The sequence below is a fragment of the Parvibaculum sp. genome (genome assembly GCF_049651025.1).
GTDB lineage: Bacteria > Pseudomonadota > Alphaproteobacteria > Parvibaculales > Parvibaculaceae > Parvibaculum.
In genome coordinates this window covers 26,607-41,070 of the sequence record NZ_JBASBH010000074.1, presented here as the reverse complement: position 1 = coordinate 41,070, position 14,464 = coordinate 26,607, and the positions used below count along the sequence as shown (strand labels likewise).

The following is a 14,464-nucleotide window of genomic DNA, read 5'->3' as shown; positions in this document are numbered from 1 at the left end:
GGTCAAGCCCGCGCATGACGACTTTAGGAGAATTTCGTCATGGCCGGGTTTGACCTGGCCATACACGTCTTCTTCCTGAATCGCGTGCGCAAGCCGCCCGACGCCACTAATGCCCGTTCGTCATTCGCAGGAATTCTTCGCGCGTCTTTGGGTCCGTCCGCACAGCGCCGATGAGATGGCTGGTGCTCAGCGAGGCTTCGGGGGTGTTGACGCCGCGCAGTGTCATGCAGGCATGTTCGGCCTGGATGACGACGCCGACGCCGCGGGGTTTCAGGATTTCGTCGATTGCCTTGGCAATGTCCGCGGTGAGCTTTTCCTGAATCTGCAGGCGGCGCGAGAAGCCGTTGACGACTCGGGCAAGTTTGGAAATGCCCACGACGCGTTTTGAAGGCAGATAACCGACATGGGCATAGCCGGTGACGGGCAGCATGTGATGCTCGCAGAAGCTCACGACACGGATGTTGCGCAGTACGATCAATTCGTCATAGCCGCCGACTTCCTCGAAGACGCGCTTGAGATATGCGCGCGGGTCGACTTCGTAGCCGGAAAACAGTTCGCTATAGGAGCGGACGACGCGGGATGGCGTGTCGACAAGGCCTTCGCGGTCGGGATCGTCGCCGGCCCAGCGCAGCAATGTGCGCACGGCGGCTTCCGCTTCATCGGCGGTCGGCTTGCCTTCGGCAGAGCGCTTCGGCGCGGTGGATTTTTTGGACGTTGCGGCCTTGGCCATGTTCGGACTCCTTCGATTTGAAAACTGTTTTCGGTTGCACGCGTCGGGCCGCGGCGTTTTTCGATTGCGAATGAGCGCGACATGCCCGGAGCGGTGTCACTCCTCGAACATGGCTTCCGATTGCGCATAGGGCGTGAAGCCGTGACGCTGATAAAGGCGCAGGGCATTTGGATGATCGAGTGTGCATGTCTGCACCGTGAGGCGCTCCGGTCCGCGCGACCAGGCAAGGCCGATAGCGGCGCAAAGCAGATAGCGGCCGATCCCCATGCCGATGAATTCCGGCATGACGCCGAGAAAACACAAATCGGCATCGGGCATCATGCGGAAATCGATCTCGGTGAAACCGACCGGCGAGCCATTGAGCCAGAGGACGTAAATCTCGACATCGTCATTGTGAATGATGGCGATGAGCTCTGCGTCGGTGAGCTTCTTGCGGCTGACCCAGGCGTAGTCGCGGCCAACCGTATTGTAGAGATAACGGTAGAAATGAACGGGCGGCTTTTCAGCGCGCACCAGCGCATATTTTCCTTGAGGCTTCGGCACGGGCGGCAGGCGCGGCTCGGCTCGCATCTCAAGATGGGTAATCGTCGTTTTGTGGACCTTGCCCATCGATTGTCTTCTCAAACCTCTATCGGTAAACCCGGGACAGCGCCCCATTCCGCCCATGAACCATCGTAAATCGCAGCCTGATCGCGCCCGATGACGGCAAGACCAAGCGCCAGAATGCAGGCGCTGACGCCAGACCCGCAGGTGGCGACGACCGGACGCTTGAGATCGATGCCTGCATCGCCGAAGAGGCGGGCAAGTTCGTCAGGCGTCTTGAGCGTCCCGTCCATATTGACGAGTTGAGACGAAGGAAGGTTCCGGCTGCCGGGAATATGGCCTCTGGCAAGGCCGGGGCGGGGCTCGGCCTCCTGCGCGTGAAAGCGCGGGCCGCTGCGCGCATCGATGATCTGCTCGGCGCAGGTGTCGAGGTTGCGGAGTATCGCCTCGCGGTCGCGGAACAGAGGCGCATAGCGCCGTGCCGTGAAGTGGCGCGGGCTTGCGACGCTGCGCTCATCGGTGACGGGGCGTCCTTCGGCTTTCCACTTCTTAAGGCCGCCATCCAGCACGACGACATCGGCATAACCCATGACGCGGAACATCCACCAGACGCGCGGGGCGCTGAAAATGCCTGCGCCGTCATAGACGACGACACGCGCGCCGTCGCCAAGCCCGAGCGCGCGGACGCGGGACGAGAACTTTTCCGGCGCGGGCAGCATGTGCGGATAGGGGCTCGACGTGTCGGCGATCTCGTCTATGTCGAAGAATACGGCGCCGGGAATGTGGCCGCTTTCATATTCGGCACGCGGATCGCGCTGCGCGGTCGGGAGATACCAGGACGCATCGACAATGCGAACATCCGGCGCGTCGAGATGGGCCGCAAGCCATTCGGTGCTGACAAGAGGGCTGTCGGAAACAGAAGGCATGGCGCGGTCCTCGTATCGAAACGAATTCATGCAACTTGCGTCATGCGCGGGCTTGACCCGCGTATCCACGTCTTTTTGCTAAACCCCAAGGAAGACGTGGATGGCCGGGTCGAGCCCGGCCATGACGGCGAATTTCAAAGCCAATCCGGTGCCGGCAGGTTTTTCTCCTTCAGGAAGACCGGGTTGAAGAGTTTACTCTGATAGCGCGTGCCGTAGTCGCAAAGAATAGTGACAATGGTGTGGCCGGGACCGAGGTCGCGGGCGAGGCGGATTGCGCCTGCGACGTTGATGCCGGACGAGCCGCCAAGGCAGAGGCCTTCTTCCTTCAGCAACTGGAAGACGATGGGGAGCGCCTCCTCGTCGGGGATCTGATAGGCCTCGTCGATTGGTGCGTCTACAAGGTTTGCCGTGATACGGCCCTGGCCAATGCCTTCGGTGATCGAGGAGCCTTCGGCTTTCAACTCGCCATGCTTGTAGAAATTGTAAAGTGCGGCGCCCATCGGATCTGCAAGCGCGATCCTGACGTTCTTGTTGCGCGCCTTGAGCGCGATGCCGATGCCTGCAAGCGTGCCGCCGGTGCCGACCGCGCAGGTGAAGCCGTCAACCTTGCCGTCGGTCTGTGCCCAGATTTCGGGGCCGGTGGTTTCGATATGCGCCTGACGGTTTGCGATATTGTCGAACTGGTTTGCCCAGATCGCGCCCGCGGGCTCCCTGGCGGCGATCTCGGCGGCGAGGCGGCCGGAATATTTGACGTAGTTCATCTCGTCCTTATAGGGGACGGCGGGAACTTCGATGAGGTGCGCGCCGCAAAGGCGCAGCATGTCTTTCTTTTCCTGCGACTGCGTGTCGGGAATGACGATGACGCTCTTGAAGCCGAGTGCATTGCCGACAAGCGCAAGGCCGATGCCGGTATTGCCCGCCGTGCCTTCAACGATGGTGCCGCCGGGGCGCAGCGTGCCCTTGGCGACCGCGTCCTGAATGATGTAGAGCGCTGCACGGTCCTTGACCGACTGGCCGGGGTTCAGGAACTCCGCCTTGCCCAGAATTTCGCAGCCCGTTTCCTCGGAGGCGCGTTTCAGTCGGATCATCGGCGTGTTGCCGATTGAGTCCACAAGTCCCTGTTTGATGTCCATGTTGATTCCCGGCGGCGTGAGTTGCTGTAGGGGCAACATACGGAGCGGCGGAGCCGCGTTCAAGGCGTGAGAGGCAAATCGACGTTCAACCGAGTTTTGTCTTATTGGCCGTAAGCCATTGAATCATCAATATGGTCTTGGCGTCGCGGATACGGCCATCCATTGCCGCTTCATAAGCTTCGGCAAGCGGCACAGCGACAGCGCGGATGTCTTCATGCTCATGGGCAAGGCCGTGGACGCCGCCGGCATGCGCAAGATCGGCGCGGGCGGCATACATGAAGGTGCGCTCGCCATAGCCGCCGGGAGACGACCAGACGGTGGCAATATGGACGGGTGCGGCGATGGTGCAATTGGCTTCTTCCATCGCCTCGCGGGCGGCGACTTCCGGCGGCGTCTCGCCCGGGTCGACGATGCCCGCTACAGCCTCGAAAAGCCACGTCGCCTCGCCCCAATAGAGGCCGCAGGTGCGGAACTGCTCGATGAGGATGACGGCATCGAGCGCCGGATCGTAAGGCAGGACCATGGCGACTTCGCCGATGGTGTAGAGATCGCGCGTGACGGTCTGCGACCAGTCGCCATCGAAACGACGATGGCGGAATGTGAAACGCTCCAGCTTGCCCCAGCCCTGACCGATGAGATCGCGCGACTTGATCTCCACGTCGTCGAGCGAACGCGGGGTCGGGATGAGGCGGGTTTCCATGGGGAGGCTCCGGACTGAATGGATGCACAGTCTAGCAGCCGGGAGGAAGCCCTGTCAGGTCAGGGTCGCGTGATCGTGAGTTGGGTCACGTCGACATGGCCGGTGCGGAAGCCCGCTTCGCAATAGGCGAGGTAATATTCCCACATGCGGCGGAAGCGTTCATCGAAGCCGAGGTGCTGAATCTCGGGCCATGCGGCGCTGAAGCGCTGGCGCCATTGCTTCAGCGTCTCGGCATAGTCGAGGCCGAAGTCCAGATTGCTGCCCCAGGTGAGGCCAGCGGCTGCGACCTGTTCTTTCAGGATTTTCGGCGAAGGCAACATGCCGCCGGGGAAAATGTAGCGCTGAATGAAATCGACGCCCTTGCGGTAGCTCGGGAATGTGTGGTCGCCGATGGTGATGATCTGCAAGCCCGCAACGCCGCCGGGCTTCAGGCAGTCGCGAAGCTTCTGGAAATAGGTCGGCCAATATTGCTCGCCGACAGCTTCGAACATTTCGATGGAGGCGATGCGGTCGAAACGCTCCGTCACGTCGCGATAATCCTGATAGCGAATTTCGACGCGGTCGGAGAGGCCTTTCTTCGTCATGCGTTCGCGCGCGAAGGCGAGTTGCTCCTTGCTGAGCGTGATGCCAGTGACGCGGCAGCCGATTTCGCTTGCCGCATATTCGGCAAAGCCGCCCCAGCCCGAGCCGATTTCGAGCACATGATGCTCACGCTTCAAACCGATGCGTTCGGCAAGCGAGCGGTATTTGTTGATCTGTGCGTCGGCGAGAGGTTGATCGGGAAAAGCGAAGCGGGCGGACGAATAGGTCATCGTGCCATCGAGCCAGCGCCGATAGAAGCTGTTGCCGAGGTCGTAGTGAAATTCGATGTTCCGCTTCGATCCGCTTTTCGAGTTGCGGCGCGCGATGTGATAGATGCGCGCGGCAAAGCGGGCGAAGGGGAAGCCTTTCAGCCTTTCGTGCAAGGCGTCCTTGTTGCGCGCGAAGAGCTCGAGGAAGGCGGTGATGTTGGGACTGTCCCACATGCCTTCGAGGAAAGCTTCGGCGGCGCCGAGATCGCCATTGGCGACGATACGGCGCGCCATTCCGAAGTCGCGGATTTCCATGATCGCTTCCGCGCCGGGCTCGCCACCCCTGAAACGCAACTGACGCCCATCCGGCAGGATGGCGGTCAGGCTGCCGCTCTTGAGGCGCAGCAGGATGCGAAAGGCAAAACGGACAAGAAGGGGGATGCCGGGCAGACGACCCAAATTCTCGGACGTGACGTCAATCGCCTCGACGCCGTTGCGTGGAACAGTATCGGCAAGCACGACCATACAAACCTCCCCGGATTGTACATGTAAGGACTATAGCGTGGTCGGGGCCGAACGCCCAATGACTCATTCGCTCCTGTCTACGCAGGCGGCGGCTTGCCGGTTCATCTGCGAAAGCCGGTGCATGGGGGGCGCGGCTGGTGGTAGGGTCGACCGAGGCGTGGTGAGCGGGGGCGGCGTGACGATGCTGAGTGTGAATCCAAAAGCTCTTTTGGCCGACAAGCGATTTATCGCGGCCTTCCGCATCGCACTCGCCTTTCTCATCGCCTCCTATGCCTATCTCTATGGCTCCGACTGGCTGGTGAGCGCCGTGGTGCCCAAGCCCTGGCTCTTTACGGTCAATCTCGCCAAGGGCTTCGTCTATATGACGGTGATGGCGCTGGCGCTGTTCTATTTCATTCATCGCGCGCTCGTTGCCACGCAAGCGGCAGAGGCGCAGTTCCAGCATATTTTCGATGCGAGCCCGCATGGCATCTTGCTGGCGACCGCCGACGGGAAAATAGCGGCGGCGAACCCTGCGCTTGCCGAGATGCTTGGGCGGACGCAAGCCGAACTCATCGGGCAGGGGCGCGGCATCATGGTCGATCCCGAAGCGCCGGAGGTGATGCAAGCGATCGAGGCAAGGCGACGTCATGGTGAAGCGCGGATGCGCTATCGGTTTACAAAAAAGGATGGCAGCGAAATCCCGATCTATGCGGCGTTTCGTTCATTCACGCTGCCCAATGGCGACGAGCGCATTTGCGGCATCGTTCAGGACCTGACGGAATCGGACAGGCTCGACGCGATCTATCGCGAAGGAGAGCGGCTGCGTCTTGTCGGCCATCTCGCGGGCGGCATTGCGCATGATTTCAATAATCTGCTGACGGTCATTTCTGGAAATGCGGAAGTGCTTGTCGACATAGAGCAACCGGGCAGCCCGCAATATCGCGCGGCGGAAATCATCGCGACGGCGGGAGATCAGGCCGCGCAACTCGTGCAGCAACTTCTCGCATTCGCGCGGCAGCAAACGCTCGACCCGGCGTCATTCTCCATTCCTGAACGCCTGACCGACCTGATGCCGCTGCTGTCCAAGGCAGCCGGTGCGCAGATGCGGATCGAGCTTGTCTGCAAGGATGAGATTTGGCCCGCCTATGCTGATGCGGCGCAATTTGAGGATGCTGTTCTCAATCTGGTGCTGAACTCGAAAGAAGCATTGCCGGATGGCGGCGCTATCCGCATCGAGGCCGAGAACGTGTCTGTCGGCGCCGACACGCGGATGTCAGGCATGCTGGTGCCAGGCGACTATGTGAAGCTGAGTGTGACGGATAATGGCGCGGGCATGACGGCGGAAGTGATGGCTCGTGCGATTGAGCCTTTTTTCTCGACCAAGGAGGCGGGGCACGGGAGCGGCCTCGGGCTCAGCACGGCATTCGGCTTTGCCAAACAGTCGGGCGGCCATCTCGAACTGCAGAGCAAGCCGGGCGAGGGCTCGACGGTGACGATCTATCTGCCGCGGTCGGTCGGCATGCAGTTGCAGCCGTCTGTTGAGGCGATGTCTGGAGCGATCAAGGGCAGGCAGGAGCGCATCCTCATCGTCGAGGACGATCATCTGGTCAGGACCTTCCTGCAGAATGCGTTGTCGCAACTTGGCTATCGTGTGATCGCCGTGGAAGACGCGGCTGGCGCGCTCGACATTCTGGGGACGCAGGGCGGCGTCGATCTGCTTGTCGCCGATGTGATGCTGCCGCGCGGCCTCGGCGGGCGGGAACTCGCGGCGAAACTTCGCGAAACGCAGCCGGACCTTGCGGTCGTCTTTATTTCGGGTTTCCCCGATAGCGACGCGGTAATGGCTGACGATGCCCATATGCGGGCATTGAGAAAGCCGTTCCACGTACAGGACCTCGCCCAGCGCATCCGTCACGCGCTGGATGTCCCTGCTTGACCGGCTGGGCCGCTCCATGTGCTAAAGTCGCCGAGAATCGAGAGAAAAGGCGAATCTGGTGCGGCGTGAGGTGAACAGGACGGTCGAGGCGCGCGAGCCCGGCGATGCGTTGCGAGAGGTGTTCGGCCTTCCCTCATTCAGGGGTCAGCAGGAAGAAATCATCCTCCACGTCGTGAATGGCGGCGATGCTGTGGTGCTGCTGCCGACCGGCGCGGGCAAATCGCTCTGCTACCAGATCCCTGCGCTTTGCCGCGAAGGAACCGCGATTGTCGTCTCGCCGCTCATCGCGCTGATGCGCGATCAGGTGGAGGCGTTGCGCCAGTCGGGCGTGAGCGCCGCTGCGCTCAATTCGACGCTGACGCCTGAAGAGGCGGCGCAGATTCGAAACGATCTCGCGGCGGGCAATCTCGATCTTCTTTATGTGACGCCGGAGCGTCTCGTCAGCGACGGGTTTCTCGGTCTTTTGTCGCGGGTACGCATCGGGCTTTTCGCGATCGATGAGGCCCATTGCGTCAGCCAATGGGGCCACGATTTCCGCCCTGAATATATGCAGCTTGCCATGCTGCGCGAGCGCTTCCCCGGCGTACCGCGCATGGCGCTGACGGCGACCGCCAATCCGCTGACGCGCGACGACCTGATCCAGCGCCTGCGGCTCGACGATGCGCGGGTTTTTTCTGCGAGCTTCGACAGGCCCAATATCCGCTACACCATCGTCCAGAAGGACAATGCGCGCGCGCAGCTCGGCGCTTTCCTGCAAGGACGCACAGGCCAGAGCGGCATCGTCTATTGCCTGAGCCGCAGGAAGGTCGAGGACACGGCGGAATGGCTGCAGGCGCAAGGCTTTCGCGCGCTGCCATATCATGCGGGGCTTGATCGCCGTGTGCGCGACGCCAATCAGGATGCGTTCCTCAAGGAGGAAGGGCTGGTGCTTGTCGCGACCATTGCTTTCGGCATGGGCATCGACAAGCCGGATGTGCGCTTCGTCGCGCATCTCGATCTGCCCTCGAGCATTGAAGCCTATTATCAGGAAACGGGCCGGGCAGGGCGCGACGGCGCGCCCTCCGACGGCTGGATGACCTATGGCATGGCCGATCTCGTGCAGCGCAAGCGCATGATCGACGATGGTGCATCGCCCGACGATGTAAAGCGCGTGGAGCGCGCCGCGCTCGACGCGCTGCTCGGCGTTTGCGAGACATCCGCCTGTCGGCGGCAAACGCTGCTGGCGCATTTCGGCGAGCGTCATCCCGGCAATTGCGGCAATTGCGATACCTGCATCACGCCTGCGGAAAAATGGGACGGGACGGAGGCCGCGCGCAAGGCGCTGTCTGCGATCTATCGCACCGAGCAACGCTATGGCGCGGGCCATGTGATCGACCTGCTGCGCGGCAACAAGACCGAGAAGATCGAACGCGCCTTTCACCACACCTTGCCGACATTCGGCGTCGGCAAGGATATAGACCAGCGCACATGGGGATCGGTGATCCGGCAATTGATCGTGCTGGGGCACATCTCCGTCGATCATGCGGGCCATGGCGCATTGCGGCTGGAAGAAAGCGCCCGCGCTGTGTTGCAGGGAACGCAGCCGATCGAATTTCGCCGCGACCGCGTCGCGCCGGGCTCAGGCAGGAAGCGGGCAGGGAAGGCGGCGACGGTGCAGGTTGCCGACACGCCCGAAGAGGAAGAACTGTTCCAGGCGCTTCGCGCCGAGCGGCTTCGCCTCGCACGCGAACAGGGCGTACCGCCTTACGTTATTTTCCACGATGCGACGCTCCGCGAGATGGCGCGGGTCGAACCGTCATCATTGACGGAGATGGCTGAGATTACGGGCATCGGCTCCGCGAAATGCGCGCGCTATGGGCGCGCGTTCCTCGCCGTTATCGGCGAGCACGGGAGCTAGGAGCAGCGATGCGCGGAACTTTGACGGCGGACAAGCATTAATTCGGACGACGGCGTTTGAGGGTTGGCTGATTGCAGCCAGTGCCTTGCAGAACGCGATCCGTCGAAAGTTGTTTTGTTCAAAGGATCCACAACATGCCCTCTCAGGAAAAACCTGACGCGATTGCTTTACTCAAGGCCGATCATCGCAAAGTTGAAGACCTGTTCGCAAAGTTCGAGGCCGCCAAAGGCACTTCGAAGAAAGCGGCGCTCGCCAAGCAGATTTGCACCGAGCTGATGGCGCACGCGACTATCGAGGAAGAGATTTTCTATCCCGCGTGCAAGAGCGTGGTCGAAAAGGATTTGCTGAATGAGGCCTATGTCGAACATGACGGCGCCAAGGTCATGATCGCGGAACTTCTCGACAGCGAACCGGATGCGGATTTCTACGATGCGAAGATGAAAGTGCTATCGGAAGAGATCAAGCACCACGTCAAGGAAGAGGAGAAGCGCTCCGAGGGCATGTTCGCCCAGGCACGTGCGGCCGGGCTTGATATGGAGGAACTTGGCGAGCGCATGAGACGCCGGAAAGAAGAACTTCTGGCAAAGTTCAAGGCGAGCGGCTTGCCCGCACCCCAGACGCGCTCATTCACCGGCCACAAGCTCACACAGAGCGCTCCGGTCGAAGAAATGACCGCGCGCGCCTGACCGGCCAGATATCTGGAAAATTGAGGTGGCGTTGCCCACAAACATATAAGGCCCGGCTTCATGGAAGCCGGGCCTCGAATATGGCTCCCCGGGCCGGACTCGAACCAGCGACCAAGCGGTTAACAGCCGCTTGCTCTACCACTGAGCTACCGGGGATCACCGCCGTTAGTGATCGGCGGGAGTGGGCTGCATATAGCAAACCCGTAACGTGGATGCCAACCCTAATATCGCAGTCCTGAACTTGTCCTAAAGACTGGGCAAACCCATGTAAACGCAGATAATGCCCGAATGCGTAAGGGCTGATGGCTTGGCAAAGGATTTGGGTATGGCAGCGGTACGGCTGGGCAAGAAAAAATTTCACCTCCCCGGCTCCTCACTCGTACGTCAAACCATGGGATTCGGCCTCATCATCGGCGGCGTTTTCGGCTTTTTGCCGGTTCTCGGCTTCTGGATGATCCCCCTCGGCGTAGTGATTCTCTCGGTCGATAATCCGCAGATTCGTAGAATCCGGCGAAGGACGGAGGTCTGGTGGGGCAAGCGGCGTCAGGAAAAGCGGCGCGCGCGCTAGTCGATCCCGGCCGAGCCCATGGATTTTGCAAGCGCGAAGGGCAGGCCGCTCATCAAGACATCTACGATCCGGACGTCCTGATAGTCGCCATTGAGCGAGAGGCGCGGCAGCCGCATGAGGGCATCCGCGTGACCGGCATGGATGAGCCCCTTGCGGGTCGTCGTGGCGGAGCGGAAACCGAAATCTCGCGCAAGGTCGAAATCACGCTCGCCCGCTGAAGACGGGTCCCCGTAAGGATATGAGAAATGCGTCGGGCGGCGGCCAAGCTCTGCCTCGTGCCGCGCGAGACCTTGCTCGATCTCGGCGCGAGCGCGCGCTTCTGAAATCTGCGCCAGCGCAAAGTGGTTCGCGGTATGCGCCTCGACGCTGGCATAGGGCTGGGCGGCGAGCCTGCGCACGTCGTCCCAGCTCATCGCCAGTTCGCGCGTGATCGACGCCATGTCGAGCCCATGCTCGGCAGTGAGGCGACGAACTTCGGCGCGCAGGGCATCTTCACCGAGCGCGCGGAGGCGCCAGTAGATCGACGACCATGCCGCATTTTTATCGGCGGGCGAGGCGGTGCGGAAAACCTCTTCGCCTTCGGGAAAGATGACGCGCAAGTCGCTCGCCATTGCGATGACGCGCTCAAGCGCCACCCACCAGAGCTCCGCCGTGCCGTCGGGCAGGCTGGTTGCCAGATAGACGGTGAAGGGCACGCGATAGCGCTCGAAGATCGGCGCGGCGACTGTGAGATTGTCCTTGTAGCCATCATCCAGCGTGAAGACGGCGAAGCGCTCCGAGAAGTCACGCGCGGCGAGACGCTGCACGGCTTCGTCGAGACTGATGCAAACCAGACCGCGCTCGCGGACACGGTGGATCGTTTCTTCCAGAAAATCGGGACGGACTTCGAGAATGCGGTTGGGCGCAAAGCCGTTGGCATCGGGCTCGCGCACGCGATGCAGCATGAAGATCGTGCCGACGCCGCTGACGGAGGCAGGCGCAAAGCGATGCGCGCCGCTTGCGTAAAGCGCGAGCAGGGCATTGCGGGCCAGTGCGGGTTTCGCCACCGTGAAGGAGCGTCGAAGGTTAACGGTCATCTCTGCCTTTGCCGCATTGCCCCTTATGGGCGCGGGGAAAAGTAGCATGGAGCTTGCAAACTATCGGGCAAGGCAAGAATGCCCGTGCGGAATTGAGAAAAGGTTTCGGAAAAAGAACCGCTCAATCCCGCAATGAAACAAAAGACGTACCAGCTTGACCCTTCAGCATGGCGAGGCCCCCCGTGAAGCCGCTGACAAAGACCGAAGACAAGGCAGCCTATTTTAACCACGCCGCAGCGACGGCCGCTCAGCCGCAGGCCGACGGGCTTGTGATCGAAGGCCCATGGCGCGCGACGCCGGAAGTGCTTCTCTCGGTTCACAATGATTTCGCCTCGCTGCGCGCCACATGGACGGCGCTGGAAAAGACCGGCGATTGCACAGTTTTCCAGAGTTTCGCATGGCTCTCGACGTGGTTTGCCCATGTCGGCAAGGCGCAAGGCATCGAGCTTTGCATCGTTACCGGCTGGGACGCTGCCGTCGATGGCGCGCTGTTCATCCTGCCGCTCGGCCTGCAGCGCGGGCCGCTGGGCACGAAGCTCGTCTGGCTCGGCGGCGGGCTCTGCGACTATCAGGGCCCGGTGCTCTCCAAAGCTTTTCCGCGCTCTGTGCGCCACCGCCAGTTCAAGGCACTGTGGAAGCAGATCCGCGAAACCCTGCCCGCGCATGATGTGGTCGAGCTGACGCGTATGCCGAAAAAGATCGGCGGGCAGGTGAACCCCTTCATGCAGCTCGGCGGAATGAGGGCGCATGCATCGTCCGCCCACATGACGCGGCTGAAAGGCACGTGGGACGCCTATTACGACGAGAAGCGCTCATCCGGCAGCAAGAAGCGCGACCGCCAGAAGCGCCGCAAGCTGGAAGAATTCGGCGCGACGACGCTTGTGACGCCGACGGACAAGGCGGAAATCGCCCGCACCGTCGATGCGCTGATCGCCCAGAAGACGGCGAGCTTTGCCCGCATGGGCGTTGCCAATATTTTCGACAAGCCCGGCATGCGCGACTTCTACATGGCGTTGGCGACCGATGAGGCCGCTGGGGGCATGATCCATGTCTGCCATCTCGATGTGGGCGGCAAGATCGCGGCGGCGAACTGGGGTGTGAGCTTTGCCGGGCGCTACCATTACGTGCTGACGAGCTATGCCGAGCATGAGGAATTCGCCAAGCGCGGTCCCGGAATGATCCAGCTCATGGACCTGATGAAGCACGCCACGGAAACCGGCCACACGGAATTCGACTTCACCATCGGCGACGAAGGCTACAAGGCCGACTGGTGCGAGGTTGAAATCAAGCTCTACGACCATCTGGAAGCCGCGACGGTCCGCGGCCTGATGACGCTTCTGCCGGTCGCCGCTTTCCTGAAAGTTAAACGCTTCATCAAGCAGACGCCGGTACTTTGGGAAGCATTCACCCGCCTGCGCGCCGCGGCGGGCTCGTTTCCCGGGGCTTCTGCCATCCGGGCCTGAAGGTCGGTTGCCTCAATGAATGCCTCGGCATTGCCAAACCGCATGAAGAAGATCGCTGCACCGTTGCTCGCGAGGCTTGCCGACGCGCATCTCGGCGGCGTTGTGCGCGGGGCGGCAATGGTCATGGGCATTCGCATTGCCGGTGCCGCCATTGCGTTGATGAGCCAGGTTCTGCTCGCGCGCTGGATGGGCGTATTCGAATACGGCATTTTTGCTTATGTGTGGGTATGGGTCATCATCCTCGGCATTCTCGCGCCGATGGGCTTTGGCACCTCGACGCTCCGCTTCGTGCCTGACTATCGCGTCAATGAGAAATGGCGGCGCCTTGCCGGCATTCTCGATGCGTCATGGCGCATGGTGCTGATCTTCGGTCTTGTCGCCATGGGGCTGGGGCTGGCGGCGCTCGCGATCTTCCAGAATGAAATCGCACCCTATTATCTGCTGCCGCTTGCTGTCGCGTTGATCTGCGTTCCGGTTTTTGCATTGACCGACACGCTGGAGGGCACCGCGCGCGCATTCGGCTGGGTCTCTCTGGCCTATCTGCCCGCCTAGATCGTGCGGCCGCTCGGCATCGTCGCGGCGGGCGGCATCATCTATCTGGCGATGGGCAGGCTGACGGGGCTTGCCGCTGTCGGCGGTGCGCTCACGGCGGCGCTGCTGACGCTTGTGGGACAACGCCTGATCCTCAGTCGCCGCATCGCCAAAACGGTGCCGAAGGCGAAGCCCTTTCATCACACGCGCCACTGGATCGCGGCGTCGATGCCCTTCCTGCTGACGGAAGGGCTTTATCTCGTGCTGCTCAACAGCGATATCGTGCTGCTCGGCGTCTATGTCGATCCAGAACAGGTCGGCATTTATTTCGCCGCGACGCGGATCGTCAATCTCATCACCTTCATCTATTTCGCAGTGGCGGCGCTCGCCGTCCCGAAATTCGCCGAGCTGCATGCCAAGGGCGACCGCGAGGGGCTTCAGGCTTTCGTGCATGACATCATCCAGTGGATTTTCTGGCCGACGCTGGCCGCCGCCGCATTCATTCTGATCTTCGGAAATTTTGCGCTTCGCCTGTTCGGACAGGATTTCGGCGCGGGCTATCCGCTGCTGGCAATCCTGATGCTCGGCTTTCTCGCGCGCGCCTCGACAGGGCCGATCGAATATCTGCTGAACATGACCGGCAACCAGAACGTGACGGCTGCCGCCTATGGAAGCGCTGGTGCGCTTAACATCATGCTCAATCTGATTTTCATTCCGCGCTTCGGCCTTGAAGGCGCAGCGGCGGCGACGGCCGTGTCGCTGGTCTTTGCAAGCCTCTGGCTTTTCATTGCCGTGCGCCGCCGTCTCGGCATCTCCGCCTTTGTATTCACGTTCGCCCGCGCAGATGCGCTCGGCCCCGCGCGACCGGACCAGATATGACAGACCTCAAGCACCAACAATCATTCCTTTTGCGAACCCGCCCCAAAGCACATGCGGCGGGATCGGCGGCCAGCCTGGAGTGCGGCCCCGACATTCAG

General features: G+C 61.6%; 13 protein-coding genes, 1 tRNA gene and 1 pseudogene. 7 read left to right on the top strand and 8 right to left on the bottom strand.

What is annotated here, in order from left to right; all coding sequences use genetic code 11:
• Positions 1 to 106 precede the first annotated feature (106 nt).
• From folE to WA943_RS10155, 6 genes are all read right to left on the bottom strand, one after another.
• Positions 107 to 730, bottom strand: coding sequence for a GTP cyclohydrolase I FolE (folE, locus tag WA943_RS10180; protein ID WP_424469762.1), 624 nt, complete (start codon positions 728 to 730; stop codon positions 107 to 109).
• A gap of 96 nt (positions 731 to 826) precedes the next feature.
• Positions 827 to 1,339, bottom strand: a complete 513-nt coding sequence (locus WA943_RS10175) for a GNAT family N-acetyltransferase (RefSeq protein ID WP_424469761.1) — start codon at positions 1,337 to 1,339, stop codon at positions 827 to 829.
• A gap of 11 nt (positions 1,340 to 1,350) precedes the next feature.
• Complete coding sequence (sseA, locus tag WA943_RS10170) at positions 1,351 to 2,199, bottom strand: 3-mercaptopyruvate sulfurtransferase (RefSeq protein WP_424469760.1); 849 nt, start codon at positions 2,197 to 2,199, stop codon at positions 1,351 to 1,353.
• Positions 2,200 to 2,333: 134 nt separating this feature from the next.
• Positions 2,334 to 3,332, bottom strand: a complete 999-nt coding sequence (locus WA943_RS10165; protein ID WP_424469759.1) for a cysteine synthase A — start codon at positions 3,330 to 3,332, stop codon at positions 2,334 to 2,336.
• A gap of 85 nt (positions 3,333 to 3,417) precedes the next feature.
• Positions 3,418 to 4,032 carry an NUDIX domain-containing protein gene (locus tag WA943_RS10160; protein WP_424469758.1) on the bottom strand — a complete coding sequence of 205 codons (615 nt, stop codon included), beginning with the start codon at positions 4,030 to 4,032 and terminating at the stop codon, positions 3,418 to 3,420.
• Between the two features lie 59 nt (positions 4,033 to 4,091).
• Entirely contained in the window at positions 4,092 to 5,348 is a 1,257-nt protein-coding gene (locus WA943_RS10155; RefSeq protein WP_424469757.1) for a class I SAM-dependent methyltransferase, read from the bottom strand.
• A 181-nt stretch (positions 5,349 to 5,529) separates the two neighbouring features.
• On the opposite strand from WA943_RS10155, the gene WA943_RS10150 reads away from it, so the two are divergent.
• From WA943_RS10150 to WA943_RS10140, 3 genes are all read left to right on the top strand, one after another.
• Positions 5,530 to 7,266 (top strand): ATP-binding protein, encoded by a 1,737-nt coding sequence (locus tag WA943_RS10150; RefSeq protein ID WP_424469756.1) that lies wholly within the window; start codon positions 5,530 to 5,532, stop codon positions 7,264 to 7,266.
• A gap of 58 nt (positions 7,267 to 7,324) precedes the next feature.
• Positions 7,325 to 9,163 (top strand): DNA helicase RecQ, encoded by a 1,839-nt coding sequence (gene recQ, locus WA943_RS10145; RefSeq protein ID WP_424469755.1) that lies wholly within the window; start codon positions 7,325 to 7,327, stop codon positions 9,161 to 9,163.
• A gap of 134 nt (positions 9,164 to 9,297) precedes the next feature.
• Positions 9,298 to 9,849, top strand: a complete 552-nt coding sequence (locus tag WA943_RS10140) for a hemerythrin domain-containing protein (RefSeq protein WP_424469754.1) — start codon at positions 9,298 to 9,300, stop codon at positions 9,847 to 9,849.
• Between the two features lie 81 nt (positions 9,850 to 9,930).
• On the opposite strand, the gene WA943_RS10135 is transcribed toward WA943_RS10140, so the two are convergent.
• Positions 9,931 to 10,005 (bottom strand) — tRNA-Asn (locus WA943_RS10135).
• A 169-nt stretch (positions 10,006 to 10,174) separates the two neighbouring features.
• Between WA943_RS10135 and WA943_RS10130 the strand changes: the two genes are divergently transcribed.
• Positions 10,175 to 10,417, top strand: coding sequence for a hypothetical protein (locus WA943_RS10130; protein WP_424469753.1), 243 nt, complete (start codon positions 10,175 to 10,177; stop codon positions 10,415 to 10,417).
• Here the strand turns inward: WA943_RS10130 and WA943_RS10125 are convergent.
• On the bottom strand, positions 10,414 to 11,493 hold the full coding sequence (locus tag WA943_RS10125; protein ID WP_424469752.1) for a polysaccharide deacetylase family protein: 1,080 nt from the start codon (positions 11,491 to 11,493) through the stop codon (positions 10,414 to 10,416). The genes WA943_RS10130 and WA943_RS10125 overlap by 4 nt on opposite strands.
• A gap of 182 nt (positions 11,494 to 11,675) precedes the next feature.
• Between WA943_RS10125 and WA943_RS10120 the strand changes: the two genes are divergently transcribed.
• The 3 genes and pseudogenes from WA943_RS10120 (at position 11,676) to WA943_RS10110 (ending at position 14,366) form a co-directional block, all read left to right on the top strand.
• Entirely contained in the window at positions 11,676 to 12,956 is a 1,281-nt protein-coding gene (locus WA943_RS10120; RefSeq protein ID WP_424469751.1) for a GNAT family N-acetyltransferase, read from the top strand.
• A gap of 15 nt (positions 12,957 to 12,971) precedes the next feature.
• Positions 12,972 to 14,003 (top strand): annotated as a pseudogene (locus WA943_RS10115) (oligosaccharide flippase family protein); the annotation flags it as partial.
• A complete protein-coding gene (locus WA943_RS10110; RefSeq protein ID WP_424469763.1) occupies positions 13,989 to 14,366 on the top strand; it encodes a polysaccharide biosynthesis C-terminal domain-containing protein in 378 nt (125 codons plus the stop codon). The pseudogene WA943_RS10115 and the gene WA943_RS10110, both read left to right, overlap by 15 nt.
• The last annotated feature ends 98 nt before the right edge of the window (positions 14,367 to 14,464 follow it).

What these genes read in the sequence shown, in the direction of transcription:
- folE (WP_424469762.1), bottom strand. Translation starts at nt 730, where the DNA reads ATGGCCAAGGCCGCAACGTCCAAAAAATCCACCGCGCCGAAGCGCTCT.
- WA943_RS10175 (WP_424469761.1), bottom strand. Translation starts at nt 1,339, where the DNA reads ATGGGCAAGGTCCACAAAACGACGATTACCCATCTTGAGATGCGAGCC.
- sseA (WP_424469760.1), bottom strand. Translation starts at nt 2,199, where the DNA reads ATGCCTTCTGTTTCCGACAGCCCTCTTGTCAGCACCGAATGGCTTGCG.
- WA943_RS10165 (WP_424469759.1), bottom strand. Translation starts at nt 3,332, where the DNA reads ATGGACATCAAACAGGGACTTGTGGACTCAATCGGCAACACGCCGATG.
- WA943_RS10160 (WP_424469758.1), bottom strand. Translation starts at nt 4,032, where the DNA reads ATGGAAACCCGCCTCATCCCGACCCCGCGTTCGCTCGACGACGTGGAG.
- WA943_RS10155 (WP_424469757.1), bottom strand. Translation starts at nt 5,348, where the DNA reads ATGGTCGTGCTTGCCGATACTGTTCCACGCAACGGCGTCGAGGCGATT.
- WA943_RS10150 (WP_424469756.1), top strand. Translation starts at nt 5,530, where the DNA reads ATGCTGAGTGTGAATCCAAAAGCTCTTTTGGCCGACAAGCGATTTATC.
- WA943_RS10140 (WP_424469754.1), top strand. Translation starts at nt 9,298, where the DNA reads ATGCCCTCTCAGGAAAAACCTGACGCGATTGCTTTACTCAAGGCCGAT.
- WA943_RS10130 (WP_424469753.1), top strand. Translation starts at nt 10,175, where the DNA reads ATGGCAGCGGTACGGCTGGGCAAGAAAAAATTTCACCTCCCCGGCTCC.
- WA943_RS10125 (WP_424469752.1), bottom strand. Translation starts at nt 11,493, where the DNA reads ATGACCGTTAACCTTCGACGCTCCTTCACGGTGGCGAAACCCGCACTG.